The sequence below is a fragment of the Mycolicibacterium alvei genome (genome assembly GCF_010727325.1).
Lineage (GTDB): Bacteria > Actinomycetota > Actinomycetes > Mycobacteriales > Mycobacteriaceae > Mycobacterium > Mycobacterium alvei.
This window is the reverse complement of record NZ_AP022565.1, coordinates 3,297,823-3,316,278: the sequence shown is the minus strand read 5'-3', so window position 1 is coordinate 3,316,278 and position 18,456 is coordinate 3,297,823. Positions and strand designations below refer to the sequence as shown.

Here is an 18,456-nt window from a genome sequence, read left to right as displayed (position 1 = left end):
ACCCGCGAGTAGCTAAGAAAGCGCCCGCTCTATGAACCTTGCCAGAGGTGCCTTATCGAAGCCTCACACGGCGGCCTGATACGTGGGCTCGCGGCGCTTGATGGCGGCGATCACGCGGTAGGTGATCGGCAGCATGATCACCTCGACCGCGGTCTTGTAGATCCAGCCCAGCGCGGTGTAGGTGACGAAGTCGCCGAAGGTGCTGATGCCGATCGCACTGGCCGCGATACCGCAGAAAACCAGGGTGTCACCGAGCTGGCCCGCGAAGGTGGATCCGACCAGGCGGGCCCACAGGTGCTTCTCCTTGGTGCGTTCCTTGATGGCGACCACGACCCAGGCGTTGATGGTCTGCCCGACGATGAACCCGGCCAGGCCTGCCACGATCAGCTGGGTGTAGGCGTGAACGATGTTCTCGAAGTGCTCCTGGTTGGTGTAGAAGTCCGCCGCGGGAAGATAGATGGTGACCCAGAATGCCAGTGCGGCAAGGGCATTCATCGAAAACCCGAGGAAGATGGCGCGGCGGGCGGCCCTGAACCCGTACACCTCGGAGAGCACGTCGCCGATCACGTAGGTGAGCGGGAAGACGATGAACCCGCCGTCGGTGATGATCGACCAGTCACCGATGATCGGTCCGAAGGCGACGCCCTTGGTGGCGGTGACGTTGGAGACGATCACCAGGGCCGTGAAGACCGCGACGAGCACCGGATAGTAGGCCGAGCCGACGATGGCGGTGCCGCGGTGTTCGGACTGTTCCTGGGTGCCTGTCACCCGGTCATCTTGTCAGGTCAGTGCCTGGTTGAGCAGGGGTGGCAATTGGTCGGCAACCACCGGGTAGGACAGCGGTGACGCGAATGCGATGGCTCCGGACAGGTCCTTCGGCGTGAAAACGTGCCGATTGCGGGCGGTGGCGCGCAGCTCGGCGATCCCCGGATCGGCCAGCAAGGCGTCGCGCTCCGCATCGCTCTCGGTGGTCCAGATCAGCACGTCGGCGGCGTCGAGTACCGAGGCGAAGTCCGGTCGCGGGATCAACTCGGGTGTCGGGGGCACGACGAAGCCCATCTGGGTGAGAAATTCGGTACGCCATCCCGTTTGTGCCTGCACACTGTCGCGGAACAGGGTGCCACCCAGCAGCAGGGCCTTCTTACCGGTGAATCCCGGGTTGTTGGTGGCCACGGTCTTGAACTTGTCGTCCACCCCGGCGACTAGACCCGTCATGGCGTCGTTCTGGAACAGTGCCTGGCCGATCAGGGTGGCCTGGTCACGCCATGGTTCGAAGAACGCCTCTCCTCCGGTCTGGGCGATCGTCGGGGCGATCTCGGAGAGTTTGGCGTAGGTGTCGGCGTCGAGTCCGGCGTTGGTGGCCACGATCAGGTCCGGGTTGAGCGCTTTGATCTTGTCGACCTGGATCCCGTCGGTCAGGCTGAGCACGGCGGGTTGGGCGCCCTTGAGTCTGGCTTGCGCCCAGGGCCACACCGCGAACGGTTCACCGCCGAACCACTCCGTCGTCGCCACCGGCACGACGCCGAGGGCCAGCAGATCGTCCTGTTCGGTGAATCCCGCGCTGACCACACGCTGCGGTGGACCCGGGATGTCGGTGTCTCCGAAAAGATGGCGGACGGTCACCGAACCGTCTCTCGCTACTTCGCCGGGTTTTTGCGTGCTACATGCGGCGACCAGGGCCATTCCAGCGGTGACCGTGAGAAAGCCTCGCCGGGACCAGGTTGTCGGCACTTAGCCAGGGTAACCGTTTGGCTACCGATGGTGAAGGTGCCGGTGATCCCAGCGTGCCGGTTTCGGCATGCGCCGGCAGCATCGGAGGGTTATTGTCGATCGCGCCCTATTGGGTGGTTCCGGGTTCTATTCCCGGCCCAACGGGGACCGATGAAGGAGTGACCATGCGGAGCATGTGGCGTCCAGTCTTGCTCGGTCTGACCGGTTTGACCATCCCGATCGCCATCTTCGTTGCACCGCCCGCCGCCGCCGATTGTGTCGATGCCGGTGGTTCCACGGTGTGTGCACAGGGCACCGTCCGCGGTGGGGGACCGGAAGCGCCGAAGGCCGGGCCGTACTACCCGTATTACTGCACCGACGCCTGGTCCTGCGGTGACTGGGGCCTGGACATCAATATCGACCCCGGCCCGCCTGACAACGGCGGCGGTGGTGGTGGCGGCGGTTGGCGCCCTAACCGTCCGGGACGCCCGTGAGCCTCAGCTCAGTTATCCGAGTCGACTTAGGAGCCACGATGTTCACCCGAGTGATCGCCGCCGGCGCAATCAGCTTGTCGCTCTTGGCTGTTGGTGCACCTGTCGCTGCAGCAGACGAGCCGAACTGCACCTCTGCCGACCTGGCCGGCGTGATGGCCGGGGTCCGCGCGGCCACCTCCGCGTATCTGTTCACCCATCCCGACGTCAACGCGTTCTTCACCAGCCTCAAGGGCCAGTCGAACGACGAGATGGCCGAAAGCGTGCGGGTTTACCTTCAGGACAAGCCGCAGATCCGTGCCGAACTGACCGGAATCCGGCAACCGGCGATTGATTTCCGCAACCGCTGCGGATAACCGCCGGGCCGGCTGGTCCGGGAATGCCGACTGGCCACTTAATGCCCGCGAACGTTGGGATATCTGTGCAATAAGTGGCCACTGGCCGGGATCAGGCCGCGCTAAGGCTTGAGTTGAACCTTCAGGTCCGCTCCGGTGCGGGAGAACGCCCTGGCGTAGCCTTCGGCGGCCTCGTCCAGCGACATCGTGGTGGTAAAGATGCCGTCGACGTCGAGGCGGCCGGCCTGAAGCAGCGGGATCAGTTCCGGCCAGGTCTGTTGCACCGGCGCGGTGGTGAAGCGGATGGTCAGGCTGCGCAGCAGACATCCCAGCGCGGGCATCGGGTAGGGCTGTAGATCGTGCACGCCGACGATGGAGACCGTGCCGCCGGCGCGGGCCGCGTCGATGGCGTCGTTGATCGATGCGTCCATGCCCACCGCGTCGATGACGGAGTCCACACCGAGGCCGCCGGTGGCTTCCCGGATGGCCTGTGCCGAGGGCGGCGCGAAGGTAATCGCCCCCGAGGCTTCGGCGCGTTCGCGCCTGGCCTCCACCGGGTCGACGGCGAAAACCTTTGCCGCGCCGAGGGTGATCGCGCTGCGCAGGGCACACATGCCGACCGCGCCCAGGCCGATCACCGCGACGGAACCGCCAATCGGAATATCGGCGCGCTTGGCGGCCGCCCAGCCGGTGGCGAGGTTGTCGGTCAGCAACAGGGCCTGTTCGGTACTGATGCCCTCCGGCATCTTCAGTAGCTGGAAGTTGGCCGCCGGTACCGCGAGAAGCTCGGCCTGGGCGCCGCCGAGGAATCCGGTGCCGAAGATCTGGGGGCCCTGCACGCAGCGGATCGGGTCGTGGGTCGCGCAGCCGCTGCAATGCCCGCAGCCGGCCACCGAGGACACCAGCACCCGGTCGCCGACGGCGAATCCGGTGACCTCCGGGCCGATTTCGACGATCGTGCCGACCGCTTCGTGTCCGACGGACACCGGATCGGCGATGGGGTAGTGGCCCTCGAGGAAGTGCAGGTCCGATCCGCAGATCGAGGCGGACTCGACCTTGACGATGGCTCCGTCGAGGCCGGGCAGGACCGGGTCCGGCCGGGTTTCGACGCTGACCTTTCCGGAACTGTCGACGACGACTGCGCGCATGCTCACGCCTCCTGCACTGTGAAGTCTGACCAGATGGGTTCGTTGATGGCGGAACGGTATTCGCTCAGCCGCCACGGGCTGACGGTGTGGATCTCACCGTCGGCGTTCTTGAAGTACGAGTGTTTGACCGAGGGCTGCGCCCACACGGTTTGGCGGATCGCTTCCTGCGAGCGGCGGTGCCATTCCTTGGTCGGTTCGGGCAGCGGTTCCATGGTCCGCAGGCCCTCGGTGATCAGGTGCTCCAGGCACTGGTTGATATAGCGCATCTGCAACTCGGAGTTGAGGATGAGGCTGCCGCCGTGGGCCAGGTGCGTGCCGGGGCCGTAGGTCATGAAGAAGTTGGGGAAGCCCGGCACCGTGATGCCGCGGTATGCGTATGGACGCTGCCCCCAGACCTCGTGCAGGTCGATGCCGTCGCGTCCGGTGATGGTCATCGGGAACAGCACGTCGGTGGCACGGAAACCGGTGGCGTACACGATGATGTCGACGTCGTAGGTCTGTCCGTCGGTCGTGACGATCCCGGTCGGGGTGATGCGTTCGATCGGGGTGCGGATCAGATCCACGTTGTCGCGTTTGAGAGTGCCCAGCCAGCTGCCGTTGTCCTGCAGCGTGCGCTTGCCGGTGGCCGGGTAGTCGGGCAGCGCCTTGGCCAGCAGTTCGGGGTCGTCGCCGACCTGGGTGGTGATCCAGTCGGTGAACATGATGCGGGCGATGGCGTTGATCTCGCTGACCGCGTAGCTCTGTTCAGGGTGCGCCTGGTCCTCATAATCGGGATCCACCCGGGCGGCGTCCAGACCCTTGTCGGCTCCGGGCCACAGCAGCAGGAAGCGGTACCAGCGGCCGTAGTACGGCAGGTGTTCCATCGCCCAGCGCACCCCGTCGGCGACGGGTTCGTGGTACATCGGGTTGGGGAACATCCACTGCGCGGTGCGCTGGAAGACCGTGAGGTGTTCGACCTTGTCGGCGATGGCCGGGGCGATCTGGAACCCGCTCGCGCCGGCGCCGATCAGTGCGACCCGCTTGCCGGTGACGTTCACATCGTGGTCCCACGCCGCGGAGTGAAATGCCGGTCCCGCAAAGGTTTCCGCGCCGGGGAAGTCGGGGATCTGGGGCCGGTTGAGTTGGCCGACGGCGGTGATGACGGCGTTGGCCCGCAGTGTCTCGGTGCCGGTTGCCGAGCGCACCGTGACGTTCCACATTGCGCCGTCCCACGCGGCCGAGACCACCTCGGTGTTCCACCGGATGTTCGGTTCGAGGTCATGACGGTCGACCACGTCGCGGAAGTACTGGCGCAGTTCGTGCTGTTCGGCGAAGAAGTGGTCCCAGTGGTTGCTGGGTTCGAAGCTGTAACAGTAGAAGTGGTTGGCCACGTCGACACGGGCGCCGGGATAGCTGTTCTCCCACCAGGTTCCGCCCGGTCCGGCGTTCTTCTCCACGATGGTGAAGTCGATGCCGGCCTGCTTGAGGCGCACCCCGGCCAGTACACCCGATTCCCCGCAGCCGATCACGACGACGCTGAAGTCTTGGGTGTCTTGCAGCGCGGCGGGCCGGCGCGGATCGACGCCCTCAAGGTCGAGTTCTTCGAGAACCAGCGGCAGGTTGTCCTCGTCGACCGGTTCGCAGGCTGTCCAGTCCAGCATCTCCCGGACCAGTTCGGCGGGCAGCGGTTCGGGGACCGGGCAACCGCGGTCGCGGTAGTCGGCGATGATCGGCAGGGCCACCGCACGGGCGCGGGCCTTGTCCTCTTCGCTCATGAAGCCCTGGACCTCGTTGAGGAACAGGCCGGCCTGTTTGAACTCGCGGATGTAGCGCGGGTCGCCGGTGATGTGCACGAGCGAGAGCAGCAGCGTCGGGACGCTGACCTGCTCTAACGCCGCCGCGATGTCGGAATCGGGCGTGGTGAACGGCTGGCCGACGTGGAAGCTTCGGGTCACGCGGCGTTACGCTACTGCGCGTAGCGTTATGTGGCAAGGGGTGGTGCGGCTCGCTCGCCCGGATCTCGCGCAGCTGGGCGATGAGCTGCCGGCCGTTGACAACCGCGCGCTCGCTGGCGTGGGCGAACCGCTCGACGATGGGCGCGAGATCGCCTTCTCGGTAGGCGGTGAGAGCGGCAAAGTAGCCGTCGGTATCGGACAGCAACCCGGGGCGGTCTTGCCTCCGAGTTCAGCATCGAATCGCGTGATGGCGACGCTGGCGTTCTCGGCGGCGGCCTACACATCCGAGGGCAGATCCAGGTGTAGATCGGCGGTCGCTGGTGGGATCGCGGCCCGGTATGGCCCTCCCCTTCGAGGCGTCCGGGAGTAGCTGCTGTCCAGCCCGGGAGTCCAGTGCAGCGTCTCGTGGCCGAGCGGGGAAAGTGGCGCCATGAGTTCACTATGGCGACAGATAATCGTATGAGTGTCGCCATATCCCGATGATGGCGACTCCGCGGTGCTGGAATTCGTCGTCGATCTCGACGGGATACACATCGAAGGCGTCGACATCATCTGTTGGAACGACGACCACCAGATCACGTCCTTCAAGGTCATGGTCCGACCGCTGCAAGGTCTACAGAAGGTCATGGCAGGCATGGGTGAGGTGTTCGTGCGGATGGGGGTCATCGCCCCGCCGCCGGGAAGCGAAGGGTAGCGCGCGAGCTTCGGCGATCAGTGCGTCCGGTTCGTGGACGGCCTCTGCGTGCCGGATCGTCGTGAAGTCCACACCGCGCGACGTCGCGGCGGTCTACCTTCGTGGGATGGACTTCGATGAGTACCGGGCACACGACGCCACGTCCTTGGCGAAACTGGTTGCCGAAAAGCAGGTTTCGGCGGCTGAGCTGCTCGCCGCAGCGAGGGAGCGGGCGGCGGCGGTCAACCCGAAGATCAACGCCATCGTGCGCGACGTTCCGGCTGCGCCGTCGGACGATCTGACCGGCCCGTTCGCCGGGGTGCCGTTCCTGATCAAGGATCTCGCGCAGGACTATGCGGGTTTGCCCACCTCGGCCGGTTCACGTGCGCTGATGTCGCTCAACGCCGCCGAGCACGCCACGGTCGTTCAGCGCTGGATCGACGCGGGCCTGGTCATCTTCGGGAAGACCAACACGCCGGAGTTCGGCGCGAAGGGCATCACCGAGCCGGAGGCGTGGGGGCCGGCCCGCAACCCCTGGGACCTGACCCGGACACCGGGTGGCAGCTCGGGAGGATCCGCGGCGGCCGTTGCCGCGGGCATCGTGCCCTGCGCCGGGGCCAACGACGGCGGCGGGTCGATCCGCATTCCAGCCGCCAGTTGTGGACTCGTCGGGCTGAAACCGGGTCGCGGGTTGACGCCGTCGGGTCCGGTGACCGGAGAGTCCATGCATGGCGCGGCGGTCCAGGGTGTCGTCTCGCGGACGGTGCGTGACACGGCGGGAATGCTGGATGTCCTCAGCGGCGGCGAACCCTGGGGGCCGTATGTGCCGGGTCTGCCCGAGGAGCCGTTCGCGTCCTGTGTGGGGGCGGATCCCGGGAAACTGCGGATCGGGCTGCGGGTGCCGACGGCGATCAACCCGACACCGCACCCGGAGGCGTTCGCCGCTGTCGAGGCAACGGCGAACGCGCTGACCGAGCTCGGCCACCACGTCGAGGAATTACCCCACGCGCCCTTCGACGACGCCGCGCTGGCCCGCGACTTCCTACTGACCTGGTTCGTCTACTGCGCATGGGAGGTCGCCGAGGCCAAGCGGATGACCGGCGCGGGCGACGACGCTTTCGAACGGGACACGCTCATCATGGCAGCGCTCGGTCGCGCCACGAGCAGCGTCGACTATCTGGACGCGGTGGAGCGGCGCCACGAACACACGCGGCGGCTGACCACCTTCTTCGAGTCGTACGACCTGCTGCTGACACCCAGCCTGGCAACCCTGCCGCCGCGGATCGGCGAATTCGATCTGCCGGTGGTGCTGCAGCATGCCGCCGATGCGCTGATCAAGACCCGGACCGCGAGCATGTTGCGCTACACCAAAATCGTCGACGACATGGTGGACAAGAATCTCGGCTGGGTGCCCTACACGCAACTCGCGAATATCACTGGCCGCCCGGCGATTTCGTTGCCTGTGCACTGGACTGCGGAAGGTCTGCCTCTCGGTGTCCAGTTCGTCGCACCGCTTGCCGGTGAGGCGCTGCTCCTCAAGCTGGCGGCTCAGCTCGAGCAGGCGATGCCCTGGGCCGGTCGCCTCGCACCGATCTGAATTGCGACCTTACGGATGGAGGTTCCACTGGCCGACATCTTGGGCCAGGGCATCGTTGACGTCGACTTCGAGCCCGCCGACGAGTGGGCCGGGATTCGAGGCAGTACTCACGATGCGTTGGTAGAGCACTGCGGCAGGGTGGATCTGACCGCCAGACCAGGACCGGGTCTGCCACGCCCACGCGCGGCCAGGTGTGCCCGACCTCCCGACGACGCCGTCGGCAATCGCCCACTCGCACGGTCTGATTCCCGCGTAGATGCCGGTGCGCTGCACGCCGATCACCGAGTTGATTCCGCGAAACCACGGCAGCGCCACGTTGTTCCAGGTATTGCGGTCGATGTCGTCGTCGACGCTGAAGAAAACCGGTGCACTCCGGCCACCGCCTGCCGCGGTATGGAGCTGCCACGCGGTGCGGGCGTCGGCGATGCCACCGGCGTACCCGCGGGTGAAGTCCGACGGCGCGGTCCCGCCCGGCTTGCCGTACTGGTAGTTGCTGACGATGACCAAGCCGGCGGCGGTCAGCGACCTGGCGTAGGGCAGGGTGATCGGTTTGGCGCCCATGGACGAGCCCGGACGCGATGTCGAGACGTAGTTGATCACCCCGGAGTGACCGGCGGCCCGGATATCCTGCGCTGGAATCTGACGCATGGCGAAGTCGATCAGCGTGGGGGCGGCGGCCGCCGCCGTGGGCGGGTCGACACCAGCCGCTACCGCGCCCAGGCCTGCCACCGCCGACGCGGCGGCAGCGTAGCGCAGCAGGTCACGCCGGGTAACCGGGCCTGCTCGGCGCAGGCCGCTGGGCCCAGGCGAGTCCTGCATGTCGCGATGTTAACAAAGTGACTGCTGTTAACAATGTTGCCTCGCGGGCCGTGCTTCATTCGTGATCTTGACGAGCACGCTCACTCTGAGGGGGTTGGCGTCACATCGCTGCCCGAGCCCTTGACCGAGGCCTTCGCCCGATTCTCGGCCCGCACGGCTCTCCGTCCGCGGACGAACCCGGTCGGCGAGATCGCCGCTGACAGCAGGGCGTCCTCGCCCTTGACGAACGGGTGGAACCCGACGCCGGCGCCGCCACGGCCCTTAACCGGAATGTCGGCGACTTCGGTGACCTTCCAGCTCTTTTCGGACGTGGAGAAGATGGCCTCGCCGTTCTCGCAACTGATCGGCAGCGCGGCGATCACCTCGTCACCGGAGTCGTCGGCGACCAGCTTCACCCCGGCCACACCATTGCCGGCCGCACCCTGAGGATTCACCGCAGCGGGGTCGATGCGCAGGATCTTGCCGCGTCGCGTCACCAGCGCCAGGTGATAGCCGGGTGTCATCACGCCGGAGCGCAACAGCCCGGTGATATCCGGCGCCACCGGGATATCGCGGATCTTGAACGGCAAGCCGTTCCCGTTGGTGAACTTGACCCGACCGTCGGTCCACACCGCCCAACCCAGACCCGAGGTGAGTAGGTCGCCGTGGCTGTCGGAGAACACACCGCGATCGTCAAGGCGCCAGGAGGCATTGACCTTTCGCTCCCGGGGGCCATCTTCGTCGGCACCCGAGGTGGTCGGGGTGGCCTCGGAGTCCAGCACGGTGCGGCGGTCGAACTCGGGACCCTTGAACAGTTTCGCGGTCTCCACCAGTTCCTTGTCGATCACCTTTCGGCGCGCATCGGGGTTGGAGACCAGCTCGGTCAGTTCGGCGAACTCTGCGTCCAGTCTGTCGGCTTCGGCCTGCAGCTCGATCACATCGAGCTTGGTCAACCGGCGAAGCTGCAGTGCCAGAACATAATTGGCCTGCTCTTCGTCGATCTCGAACCGTTTCTGCAGACCGTGGCGGGCGTCGTCGACGGTGTCGGAACCGCGAATGACGGCGACGGCAGCATCGATGTCCAGGTGGATCTTCATCAGGCCCGACACCAGGTGGCGGCGCGCGGTGACCTTTTCCAGTCGGTACTCGCTGCGGTGCAGCACCACCGAGTCACGCAGGTGCAGGAATGCGGAGATCAGTTCCCGCACCGACCACCAGCGCGGCACCCGGTCCTCGTCGAGGGCGACCAGGCTGGCGGCGAACGTCGACTCCAGCGGGGTCAGCGCCAGCAGTTGGTCTCGGATGGTCTCGGCGCTGTGCCCGCGTTTGGCGGTGACGACGATGCGCAACCCGTTGCGACGGTCGGTCAGGTCCGACATGTCGGCCACTCCGGACAGCTCACCGGACTCGACCAGCGCCCGGATCCTGTCCTGCACAGTGTTACTGGCGACACCGGGTGGTAGCTCGGTGACGATGCAGTTCTTGCCCTCGACCGATACCGTGCCACGCACCGTGAATTGGCCCCGGCCGGTGGTGATGTACTCGCGGAGACCGTTGGTGCCGACGACGGTGGCCCCGCAGCCCCAGTCGGGGCCGGGGATGAGCTTCATCAACGTGTCGTCGGTCGTGTTGGGTCTGGCCAGCAGAGCCCGGCAGGCGGCCATCACCTCACGCGGATTGTGCGCGGGCACCTTGGTGGCCCACCCTTCGGCGATGCCCATGGCACCGTTGCAGAGCAGCACCGGCCACTGGGCCGGCAGCATCGTCGGCTCGGTCCACTCGCCGTCGAATGTCTGCACCATGGGTACGGCGTGATCGTCGAGTTCCGCGGTCAGCGCGGCACCGGGAGCCGACAGCCGCATCTCGGTGTAGCGGTCTGCGGCGGGAATGTCGCCCTGGATCCGCGGGAACGCACCTTGTCCGTCAATGACTTTCACGCGCTGGAACTCGGCGGCCATCAGCGCCGCGGCCCCGTACATCGACGCTCCACCGTGCGGGTGCAGGTTCCCGGTGACCGCCGAGCAGATCTTCGAGGACTTCTGCGGCTTGTTGCCGGGCAGTAGTTTCGAGTCGTGCATCTGGTAGAGCAGACGGCGCTGACCCGGCTTGAGCCCGTCGAACGCTGAGGGGATGGCGCGGTCGCTGACGCTGTAGAGCGCGAACGTCAACTGGTAGTGATTCCAGTAGTCATCGGCGCTCTGGTCGAGCACCAGGTCGGGGTTCTGCTCAGGGAGGTCCAGGGTGGCAGTCACAGTGTTTTCCTACGTCCTAGGTCAGGTCGAGCGCTGCGGTGTCGACGCGGGCGGCGACTTCGGCCATCCAGGTGCGACGCCCCTCCGGGGGGCCGCCGAACAAAGTGTGGTGCAGCTTGGCTTCGCCGTCATCGAGGTGCACCCGAATCACGGTGCGCCGCTGCGGATCCAGCACGGTATTCCAGAAATCGTCGGCATCCATCTCGCCGAGACCCTTGTTGCGCTGCACCTCCACCTTGCGTTTGGAGGTGGCCTTCAACTGCGCCACGGCGGTGTCACGCTCGGACTCGTCCTGGCAGTAGATCCGCTCCTGACCGTCCTTGACCACGAACAGCGGCGGCAGCGTCACGTAGACCATGCCGGCCTCGACCAGCGGCCGGTAGAAGTCCAGGAACATCGAGATCAGGCTGGAGTTGATGTTGCCGCCGTCGGGGTCGGCGTCGGAGGCGAACAGGATCCGGTCGTAGCGGCACAGTTCCGGATCGCAGTGGTCGCGTACGCCGCAGCCCAGGATGCGTTCGATCGAGTCGAACTCGTCTTTGGCGCGCGCCTTGCTCAGGGCGAACCCATAGACGTTGGGCGGCTTACCTTTCAGCGGGAAGGCTGCCTGGAACGTGGCGTCGCGCGCCGCTTTGATCGTGCCCAGCGCGGAATCGCCCTCGCACAGGAACAATTCGGCGCCCGAACCGCGGCCGGTCTCCCGGCTGGGCAGCAGCTTCGGCGGCAGCGACAGGTTCGTCCCCAGCCCCTTGGCTTTCGACGCCGCGCGGGACCGGGCCTTCGCGCCTTCGGCGCTGCGGCGCGCCCGGGCGGATTCCAGCGCCAGCTTGGTCCACAGCGACACCGCGTCGTTGTTGGCGGGGTTGGCCGCCCAGATGGTGACGCTGCGCGCCACGTCCGGGGCCATCGCCACGTTCAGTGACCGCGACGAGACGGAGGTCTTGGCCTGGGAGTCCCATCCCACGTCCGGCGCGCGGGTGTCCACCGCCAGCGCGGTCACGGCCTGGAAATCCTGGGGTTCCGGACCGTCCTCGCCTTTGGCCAGACCGAGGTCGCGGATGCGGGACGCGCGGTCGGCCAGGGCCTCGGACAGTCCCTTCATCGCAGCCGTGAGGTGCGAGCCGCCGTTCGGGGTGCGCACGGTGTTGCAGAACGCGGCCACGGTGGCCGGTTCGGCCGGGCCCGCGGTCAGCGACCAGCGGAACGGGGTCGGGCCGCGGCCGGTGGTGTACTCACCGCGGCCCTCCACGACGGCACGGACACCGGGCAAGGGATTGCCTGCAGTGGTGCACATCAGATCGAGCAGGGTGTCGGTGCCCCACGGGCCCTTGAACGGCTCGGTCAGGACCGCTGGAATCTCCGTGCCGGGCCAACCCTCGTCGACGACGATCAGGTGCACACCGGGCGACATCCGCGACGCGGCGTGCGCACGCAGCAGTACCTCGCCGACGTCGACGGTCGAATCGGGTACGACGGCCGGGTCGAACAGGATGCGCACCGTGGTGCCGTGGGCGTCGGGCTTGCGATTGCCGACGCCACGCAGTTTCTGCGTGTCCGAGCGGGTGAACTCCGCGTTCGGGTCGAAGTCCTTACCTTCGAAGGTGCCGGGGTAGCCGCCGCCGAAACTCTGCAGGTAGGTCTTGCCGGCTCGACGCACGGTCACATCGGTGCGTGCGGAGATGAAGACCGCGGCGGCGGCCCCGATGCCGTTGAGGCCGGCGCCGGTGCTGGTGGCATCGGTGTGGGCGGAGAACTTGCCACCGGCCCGGGCGGTGCCCAGGGTCTTGACGATGCCGTTCTTGCCCGTGGTCGGGTCGGAGTCGACGGGCAGGCCGCGGCCGTCGTCGGCGACGCTGACCGAGCCGTCGGCATGCAGAGTGATGGTGACGGTGGACCCGCCGTGGCTGGGATCGGCGACCTCTTCGATCGCGTTGTCGACCAGCTCGCGCAACGCCGTGTTGAGCACGTCGAGGCCCAGGTTCACCGCCGGCCGCAGGCGGGTGTGCTGGACATCGTCGAGCTCGGTGATGTCTGCGGCGTTGTAACTCACTACTGGTCCTTTCCCACCAGGGCCGATGCCGGAGCGATCGGTTCTTACCGCGCGCTGTTGGCGGGCGGCGTAATCATTCTCCCCTGGGAGGCAGACAGCCCCCGACAGCCACGGCCGAGAGAACGGGCGCCGAATCGAGACCCGATGCCTCGGGGATTGTGCCGGGCTGATCCGCGCGCTGACAAAAGTCATCCGGAATTGAGACGACTTTAATTGATGACACTCGCCGTCCTGGATCGGCGCTAGGTGATTGACCAGAACTCCAGCAGAGTCCGGATGGTCGCCACCAGCGGGAGGGGTTGATCCAACATCGGGTGGTGGCCGGCCTGGGCGAGTTCGACGAACGGGCCGCGAAGTTGCAGGATCGACCGGATCTGGGCGGCCATAGGCGGTGGAACCACCCCGTCTTCGCATCGCAAATACCCTATCCGGCAAGGGATTAAGGCGAATGTGTTCTCCAGCAGCTCTTCGTTGGTAGACGTTTCGTCCAGTAGGTGGCCGCCGAAGATATCGGGGTCGAACTTCCACACCCACCCGTTGTCCGTCTTGCGCACGGATTCCACGGCGATGTGGTGGCCGATGTAGGGCAGCGTCACTTCCTGCTTCGGTACTGCACGGAATCGGGCGACGATCTCGTCTTCGGTGGGGTATCCGGCGGCGTCGCGGCGGCGGTTGCGCAACGGGACCTCCTCCGGTGCCCGATCGCGCAGTGGTGAATCGATGACCAGGATGCTGTCGATCTGCGCGCCATAGAGGGTGGCAGCCTCCGCGGCTACCCAGCCACCCATGCTGTGGCCGACGATCGTGGGCCGCGCCGAGGACCCGGAGGCTTCCGATGCGGCGAGGACTTCCTGCGCCCAGATCGACAGGGCGTATTCGGTGCGGGTGCCGCTGTCGCCGTGCCCGCTCAGGTCGGGTGCGACGACGCGATGGGTGCGGGCGAAGAACGGAGCGATGTGGTCCCACCAGCCGGAGTGGGCGCCGCCGCCATGGACGAACACCAGTGGCGGATTGTCCGGGTTGCCCCAGGTCCGCACATGGATGGCACATCCGTCGACGTCGATGGTCGAGTGCTCGGGCGTCTGTTCCAGAGCGGAGGTGAACCACGCCGGCGCGTTCGCCGACGGATGCGGGGGTGAAGACTGCTCACGGCGAAACATGCGACTCACCTGGTAATTCTGTCTCATCCCCGGTGTTCGATCGAGGGGTGCCCCTTGTGAATCGCGGCACGTCGCGGCCTCGGCGACAGATGCTCAGGACAGCGCGAGGCTCGTGCCGAGCCCGATCATCATCACCGCGATCAGCCCGTCGAGGAGGCGCCAGGTCGTCGGGTTGGCGAACAGTCCGGCCAGTCGGCGGGCGCCCAGGCCCAGCCCGGTGAACCACACCGCGCTCGCGGCCACCGCACCGACGCCGAACAACCACCGCTGCTCATGGTGCTCGTTGGCCAGCGAGCCGAGCAGCACCACCGTGTCCAGGTACACGTGGGGGTTCAGCCAGGTCAACGCCAGGCAGGTGACCAGCACCTCGGCCAGGCGGGCCGGGGTGCGTTCGGACGGATTGAGGGTCGAGGGCCGGACCGCGCGACGCGCGGCAAGCACGCCATAGCCGATCAGGAAGGCCGCCCCGCCGAACTTCGCCACCGTCATGGCGCTGGGGTGCGCGGTGATCAGGGCGCCGACTCCGGCGATCCCGGCAGCGATCAGGATCAGGTCGGAGACCGTGCACAACGCGATGACGGCGACGATGTGCTCGCCACGGATGCCCTGCCGCAGCACGAACGCATTCTGCGCGCCGATCGCGGCGATCAACGCCATCGTGGTGAGGAATCCGATGAGCACGGGTGAAGCCATGCGTTCGACCCTATGGACGTGTAGTGGTCAAGTACAGCTAATGATTCTTCAGATGCATTAGCTGCGCTTAGGAGTCTCGGGCTGACCACCGGCGAGATCGGTGGTTGGTGTGCTGCCGCCGCCCGCGGCCTCGGCTGAACGTGGCAAACGTCGGCAATTGCCGGAATCAAGTTGCCGCCCACAGGGCTGAGGGAAGATCAGTCGTTTCCGATTCTGCGCTAGCAATTCCATTTTGGACTCTCAGGTCCGATCTTGCACCGCGGTGGCGTTCGGATCCCCGCCGGTGGAGTTGGGGTCTGCGAACCGCTCGGGCGAGCTGCCCTACGTGAAGTTGCCGAAGGGACGGGCTGCGCCTGTCACGTCCTCATCGGGCACGCGCCGGCTGCCACCGCGGGGATTCCTCAGGCAATCGTGCGCGGTTGTGTTTCTCAATCGCCGACCAGTGCCGCAGCGCTGCGCGTCCGCGCCGCGCGTTGCCGCCGGTAGCGAGCCAGGACCGGTGGTTCTCGTCTTTAAGCACTTTCCACAGCGCGGTGATCCGTCGGCGATCGCTGCCGATCATGCGGGCGCGGTCGGCGACCGGGTCGGTTGCCGCGCAGGCCAACACCGCGGCGTCGTCGAGGTGGCGGCCCCGGTCGCGTGAGTCCTCAATGTAGGCCGCGCCTTTAAGTACCAGCGCTCCGAGGACATCGGGCACGCTCAGTGTCACCACGGCCTCGCCGGTGTCCACCTCGAAGTTCACCGCCTTGCGCAGCGCCGAGGTGCCTCCGGGGACAGCGAACACGTTCCGCCGCAGCGCTTTCTGATGACACTTCGGGGGCAAGTGGTCAGCCACCATGGCGTCGACTGTTTCGGTGCCGTCCGGCCCGCGGACAAACCGGTGCACAGGTCCGTCGCCTACGGGATCGTGCAGTGTGTATCCGAGGCGTTCTAGCGCGTCGCGGACGCCACCGAAAGTAGTTGCGCCGGTTTCGATGTGCAGGATCATGTCCACGTCCCGGGTCGGGCGGGTGAGTGCCAGCCCGGCGTACGCAGCATGCAGTTGGACCATCAGTCCTCCGGCCAGTGTCCACTGCGTGTGCGGGATGGCCTGGACGATCTCGACGAGCTGGGGCCACGGGGATGGCCAGCCTCCCCGCGGTGCACTGATCTTCCACGCTGGGCGCTCGCCGCCTGGTGGCGCGCTCACCAGACTGCGCCGCTGCGGTTGGAGGTGTGGCTGTTGCCGGTCCGGAACGCCGTCAGCAGGTCGTCCAGCACGCGCTCGCCCGCCGCAGCCTCCCGTGTGTCCAGTGACTCCGACAGGTCCACGGCCACAGCGGCGATGAGGGGGCGGTCGACGGCATATCCGGCGTCGTCGGGAACGACACGCACGACGATGTCCCCTTCGATGTCGTCGAACAGGCCCAGATTGGTGACCATGTCGTCGAAGTGACGCGCTGCGACGTAGCCGTCGGATCCGCGGTCTACCGGGGACAGGTCGAACAGTGCAGCGATCTTCGGTTCACACAGCGCGCTCACTCCGGTGGGGACTAGGCCGTTATCTCGCCCCCAGCCCTGCATCTGGCGCACGTGGGCGCGGCCGCGTGCCAGCCATGCCACTTCGGTTGCACGCGCTCCGCGCAGGCGGTGACGTAGCCGAGACGCCGCGGCCGGGTCCATCCACGGGGCAAGTTGGCCGGACAGCATGGCGAGTGCGGCCCATGCTGTGGCTGCTGCCCACGGCCGGCCGTTGTGACGCACACGTGCTGCCAGTTGGTGTACCGACACTGAGTCGAGTAGCAACGTACGTCCGACAACGCGGCTGATGGTCAGCACGCCGTTGTTCGCGAGTCGGCGCACCTGGCGTTCGGAGACGTCCAGCTGTACTGCTGCGTCTACCACGGTCATCTCCGCCATACACATATGGTCCCCCAACGGACCTATTTAGGCAATAAGGGCAGTTCGAAAGGTATGTACGCTCTAGAGAGGAGAGTGGGTGAAACGCGTGATGCAGAGTCACACCGCACCGCCTCGCGACCGGTATGCCGTCATGTCGTTGTGGTCGGAGAAACCTGTAGCGATGAAACGATGCGTCCCTGATGTGGAGATCGGAGGTGAAGGTTTTTCGGGTAAGGCCCCTGGGGTGGCGAGCCGCAGGTCAGGGGAGTGTTATTGCCTGCCAGTTCTGGATACGACAGCTGCTGGACGGCACGAGCATGGAGATTCCCGGCCGGCTGCAGCGCCGTGGTCGCGGTAGCTCACACGATCACTAAGAGTTGTAGATATTGCGGCACTCCGGAGCTGGTCCTTCCCCGCGTCGGTAGAGTTTCGGATGGGCAGAATTGGCTGGCGCAAAGCACTCATGGTTCACATTCGTATATGGGACACACGCGACCCAGACTCCGATGTTGTTCGATGTCCAGGAGTAGTCGACATACGCTGTCGTCTGATTCGAGCCCGGGCATCCGCTAGGTTGGGCACCCGCTTGCGGTGCGGCGGCCATTAGGCTGACTGACATCAGGATTATGCAGGGAACGCTGAGCAGTGCCTTTTTGATCGTCGGCAGATGTCTGACCAGTATCTTCCCGGAGTGGGCGTCCAAGACTAATCCCGTCGCCATTTTCTTCTTCATCTCGCGCTCCCTATTCGTGTCGGTTATTGGCCTGGGGTCATCCTGCGGATTTCCGTCCACCCCAACGGCATTGCTGTGCGGTCCCGGCCCCGCCGTATCCGCGGCATGAGGACGAAGGTTCTTGGTGCATACTTAATTCCACTCCCTCCCGACGATCCTGCTCGTAAGAGTTAGCTGTGGTGTACAGCACGGTAACTGAAGCTGCGACTCCTCCGTAGCAAATTCGCGCACACGAACAGGTTTGGAACCATGTATGAACTGTGCAAATAGTTTTGTCCGGCAGGCAGTATGTTCCTTTTCTTTCAGGTGCCAACGCGCGCGCCGTTGGGCTGGTGTCGATCGCAATGAGTTTGCGCATTCGAGGAATGTCGCATTTCGGTTCTACCGTCTTTTCTGCCCCGGCGAAGGCTGACGGTTCGAGTCCGTCCAGGGGTACGGCACACGATGCGGCGTTGCCGGGCCAGGGCGAGAAGACCCTGCCTCGATCGCGGTGAACCTTCGGTGCCCGTTGGGCGTATACCCCGGGTACCAGCCCAACATGCACAGGTAGGTGGCTCATGGTTCGGAGATCGGTCGTTCACTCGTCACGGGTCACTCGGCGCAGCGTCGTCCTCGGTATCGCGGCCGTCGGCGGATTCCTGGCCGTCGACATTCGACGATCTCACGCTGGCTGAAGCAGTGGATAGGCTCAATGTTGCTGTGGGTACCGTGAAGTCACGCAGTTACTACGCAGTGCGCGCACTGCGGGCGGTGTTCGACGAGATGGGGCTGCTGTGATCGACGACCCTCATGTTCTGCTGGGCGCCTACATTCTCGGCGGTCTCGACGCCGACGAACGCGGACGCTTCGAGGCGCACCTCAAAGACTGTGCGCAGTGCCGCGCCCAGGCAGCCGATTTCGCGGCGCTGCCGTCGCTCCTGAGCAAGGCCGACCCGGCCGATCTGGAAGTCGAGCCCACCCAGGGTGGCGAGTCGTGCGAAAGCTCAACATCGTCGACGCCA

Annotated in this window: 16 protein-coding genes and 1 pseudogene; 5 read left to right on the top strand and 12 right to left on the bottom strand. The window is 66.1% G+C overall.

The window, feature by feature from the left end:
• Positions 1-63 precede the first annotated feature (63 nt).
• Together G6N44_RS15935 and G6N44_RS15930 are read right to left on the bottom strand one after the other, a co-directional pair.
• The gene (locus tag G6N44_RS15935) at positions 64-768 is read right to left on the bottom strand and encodes a queuosine precursor transporter (RefSeq protein ID WP_163665561.1); all 705 of its coding nucleotides are present in this window, start codon (positions 766-768) and stop codon (positions 64-66) included.
• Between the two features lie 12 nt (positions 769-780).
• A complete protein-coding gene (locus tag G6N44_RS15930) occupies positions 781-1,683 on the bottom strand; it encodes an ABC transporter substrate-binding protein (protein WP_276039652.1) in 903 nt (300 codons plus the stop codon).
• A 221-nt stretch (positions 1,684-1,904) separates the two neighbouring features.
• Here G6N44_RS15930 and G6N44_RS15925 point away from each other — a divergent pair, with 221 nt between their 5' ends.
• Both G6N44_RS15925 and G6N44_RS15920 read left to right on the top strand, forming a co-directional pair.
• On the top strand, positions 1,905-2,204 hold the full coding sequence (locus G6N44_RS15925) for a hypothetical protein (RefSeq protein ID WP_163665550.1): 300 nt from the start codon (positions 1,905-1,907) through the stop codon (positions 2,202-2,204).
• Positions 2,205-2,242: 38 nt separating this feature from the next.
• Positions 2,243-2,557: a heme-binding protein gene (locus tag G6N44_RS15920; protein ID WP_163665549.1), complete on the top strand. Its 315-nt coding sequence runs from the start codon at positions 2,243-2,245 to the stop codon at positions 2,555-2,557.
• A gap of 101 nt (positions 2,558-2,658) precedes the next feature.
• Here the strand turns inward: G6N44_RS15920 and G6N44_RS15915 are convergent, their stop codons facing one another.
• From G6N44_RS15915 to G6N44_RS15905, 3 genes are all read right to left on the bottom strand, one after another.
• Entirely contained in the window at positions 2,659-3,684 is a 1,026-nt protein-coding gene (locus G6N44_RS15915) for an alcohol dehydrogenase catalytic domain-containing protein (RefSeq protein ID WP_163670022.1), read from the bottom strand.
• Between the two features lie 2 nt (positions 3,685-3,686).
• Positions 3,687-5,618: a flavin-containing monooxygenase gene (locus tag G6N44_RS15910; protein WP_163665548.1), complete on the bottom strand. Its 1,932-nt coding sequence runs from the start codon at positions 5,616-5,618 to the stop codon at positions 3,687-3,689.
• Between the two features lie 276 nt (positions 5,619-5,894).
• Positions 5,895-6,050, bottom strand: a complete 156-nt coding sequence (locus G6N44_RS15905; RefSeq protein WP_163665547.1) for a hypothetical protein — start codon at positions 6,048-6,050, stop codon at positions 5,895-5,897.
• A 31-nt stretch (positions 6,051-6,081) separates the two neighbouring features.
• On the opposite strand from G6N44_RS15905, the gene G6N44_RS15900 reads away from it, so the two are divergent.
• Together G6N44_RS15900 and G6N44_RS15895 are read left to right on the top strand one after the other, a co-directional pair.
• On the top strand, positions 6,082-6,312 hold the full coding sequence (locus tag G6N44_RS15900) for a hypothetical protein (RefSeq protein WP_163665545.1): 231 nt from the start codon (positions 6,082-6,084) through the stop codon (positions 6,310-6,312).
• 106 nt (positions 6,313-6,418) lie between these two features.
• Positions 6,419-7,888, top strand: coding sequence for an amidase (locus G6N44_RS15895; RefSeq protein WP_163665544.1), 1,470 nt, complete (start codon positions 6,419-6,421; stop codon positions 7,886-7,888).
• A gap of 9 nt (positions 7,889-7,897) precedes the next feature.
• Here the strand turns inward: G6N44_RS15895 and G6N44_RS15890 are convergent, their stop codons facing one another.
• The 7 genes from G6N44_RS15890 to G6N44_RS15860 form a co-directional block, all read right to left on the bottom strand.
• On the bottom strand, positions 7,898-8,707 hold the full coding sequence (locus G6N44_RS15890; RefSeq protein ID WP_163665542.1) for a DUF1906 domain-containing protein: 810 nt from the start codon (positions 8,705-8,707) through the stop codon (positions 7,898-7,900).
• A gap of 80 nt (positions 8,708-8,787) precedes the next feature.
• The gene (locus G6N44_RS15885) at positions 8,788-10,938 is read right to left on the bottom strand and encodes a DNA gyrase subunit A (protein ID WP_163665540.1); all 2,151 of its coding nucleotides are present in this window, start codon (positions 10,936-10,938) and stop codon (positions 8,788-8,790) included.
• Positions 10,939-10,954: 16 nt separating this feature from the next.
• Entirely contained in the window at positions 10,955-12,988 is a 2,034-nt protein-coding gene (locus tag G6N44_RS15880; RefSeq protein WP_163665539.1) for a toprim domain-containing protein, read from the bottom strand.
• Positions 12,989-13,230: 242 nt separating this feature from the next.
• Entirely contained in the window at positions 13,231-14,148 is a 918-nt protein-coding gene (locus tag G6N44_RS15875; RefSeq protein ID WP_235683096.1) for an alpha/beta fold hydrolase, read from the bottom strand.
• Between the two features lie 93 nt (positions 14,149-14,241).
• Positions 14,242-14,841, bottom strand: a complete 600-nt coding sequence (lysE, locus tag G6N44_RS15870) for an L-lysine exporter (RefSeq protein ID WP_163665534.1) — start codon at positions 14,839-14,841, stop codon at positions 14,242-14,244.
• Positions 14,842-15,205: 364 nt separating this feature from the next.
• Positions 15,206-16,030 carry a hypothetical protein gene (locus G6N44_RS15865; RefSeq protein WP_235682748.1) on the bottom strand — a complete coding sequence of 275 codons (825 nt, stop codon included), beginning with the start codon at positions 16,028-16,030 and terminating at the stop codon, positions 15,206-15,208.
• Positions 16,027-16,740, bottom strand: coding sequence for a DNA-binding protein (locus tag G6N44_RS15860; RefSeq protein WP_235682747.1), 714 nt, complete (start codon positions 16,738-16,740; stop codon positions 16,027-16,029). The genes G6N44_RS15865 and G6N44_RS15860 overlap by 4 nt, the downstream gene beginning before the upstream one ends.
• A 1,488-nt stretch (positions 16,741-18,228) precedes the next feature.
• Here G6N44_RS15860 and G6N44_RS29890 point away from each other — a divergent pair.
• Positions 18,229-18,297: pseudogene (locus G6N44_RS29890) on the top strand (hypothetical protein); the annotation flags it as partial.
• Positions 18,298-18,456 lie beyond the last annotated feature (159 nt).

Bases quoted from the DNA above. Each gene is read 5' to 3' on its own strand.
- G6N44_RS15930 (WP_276039652.1), bottom strand. From the start codon at position 1,683: ATGGCCCTGGTCGCCGCATGTAGCACGCAAAAACCCGGCGAAGTAGCG.
- G6N44_RS15925 (WP_163665550.1), top strand. From the start codon at position 1,905: ATGTGGCGTCCAGTCTTGCTCGGTCTGACCGGTTTGACCATCCCGATC.
- G6N44_RS15920 (WP_163665549.1), top strand. From the start codon at position 2,243: ATGTTCACCCGAGTGATCGCCGCCGGCGCAATCAGCTTGTCGCTCTTG.
- G6N44_RS15915 (WP_163670022.1), bottom strand. From the start codon at position 3,684: ATGCGCGCAGTCGTCGTCGACAGTTCCGGAAAGGTCAGCGTCGAAACC.
- G6N44_RS15905 (WP_163665547.1), bottom strand. From the start codon at position 6,050: ATGGCGCCACTTTCCCCGCTCGGCCACGAGACGCTGCACTGGACTCCC.
- G6N44_RS15895 (WP_163665544.1), top strand. From the start codon at position 6,419: ATGGACTTCGATGAGTACCGGGCACACGACGCCACGTCCTTGGCGAAA.
- G6N44_RS15890 (WP_163665542.1), bottom strand. From the start codon at position 8,707: ATGCAGGACTCGCCTGGGCCCAGCGGCCTGCGCCGAGCAGGCCCGGTT.
- G6N44_RS15875 (WP_235683096.1), bottom strand. From the start codon at position 14,148: ATGTTTCGCCGTGAGCAGTCTTCACCCCCGCATCCGTCGGCGAACGCG.
- lysE (WP_163665534.1), bottom strand. From the start codon at position 14,841: ATGGCTTCACCCGTGCTCATCGGATTCCTCACCACGATGGCGTTGATC.
- G6N44_RS15860 (WP_235682747.1), bottom strand. From the start codon at position 16,740: ATGGCGGAGATGACCGTGGTAGACGCAGCAGTACAGCTGGACGTCTCC.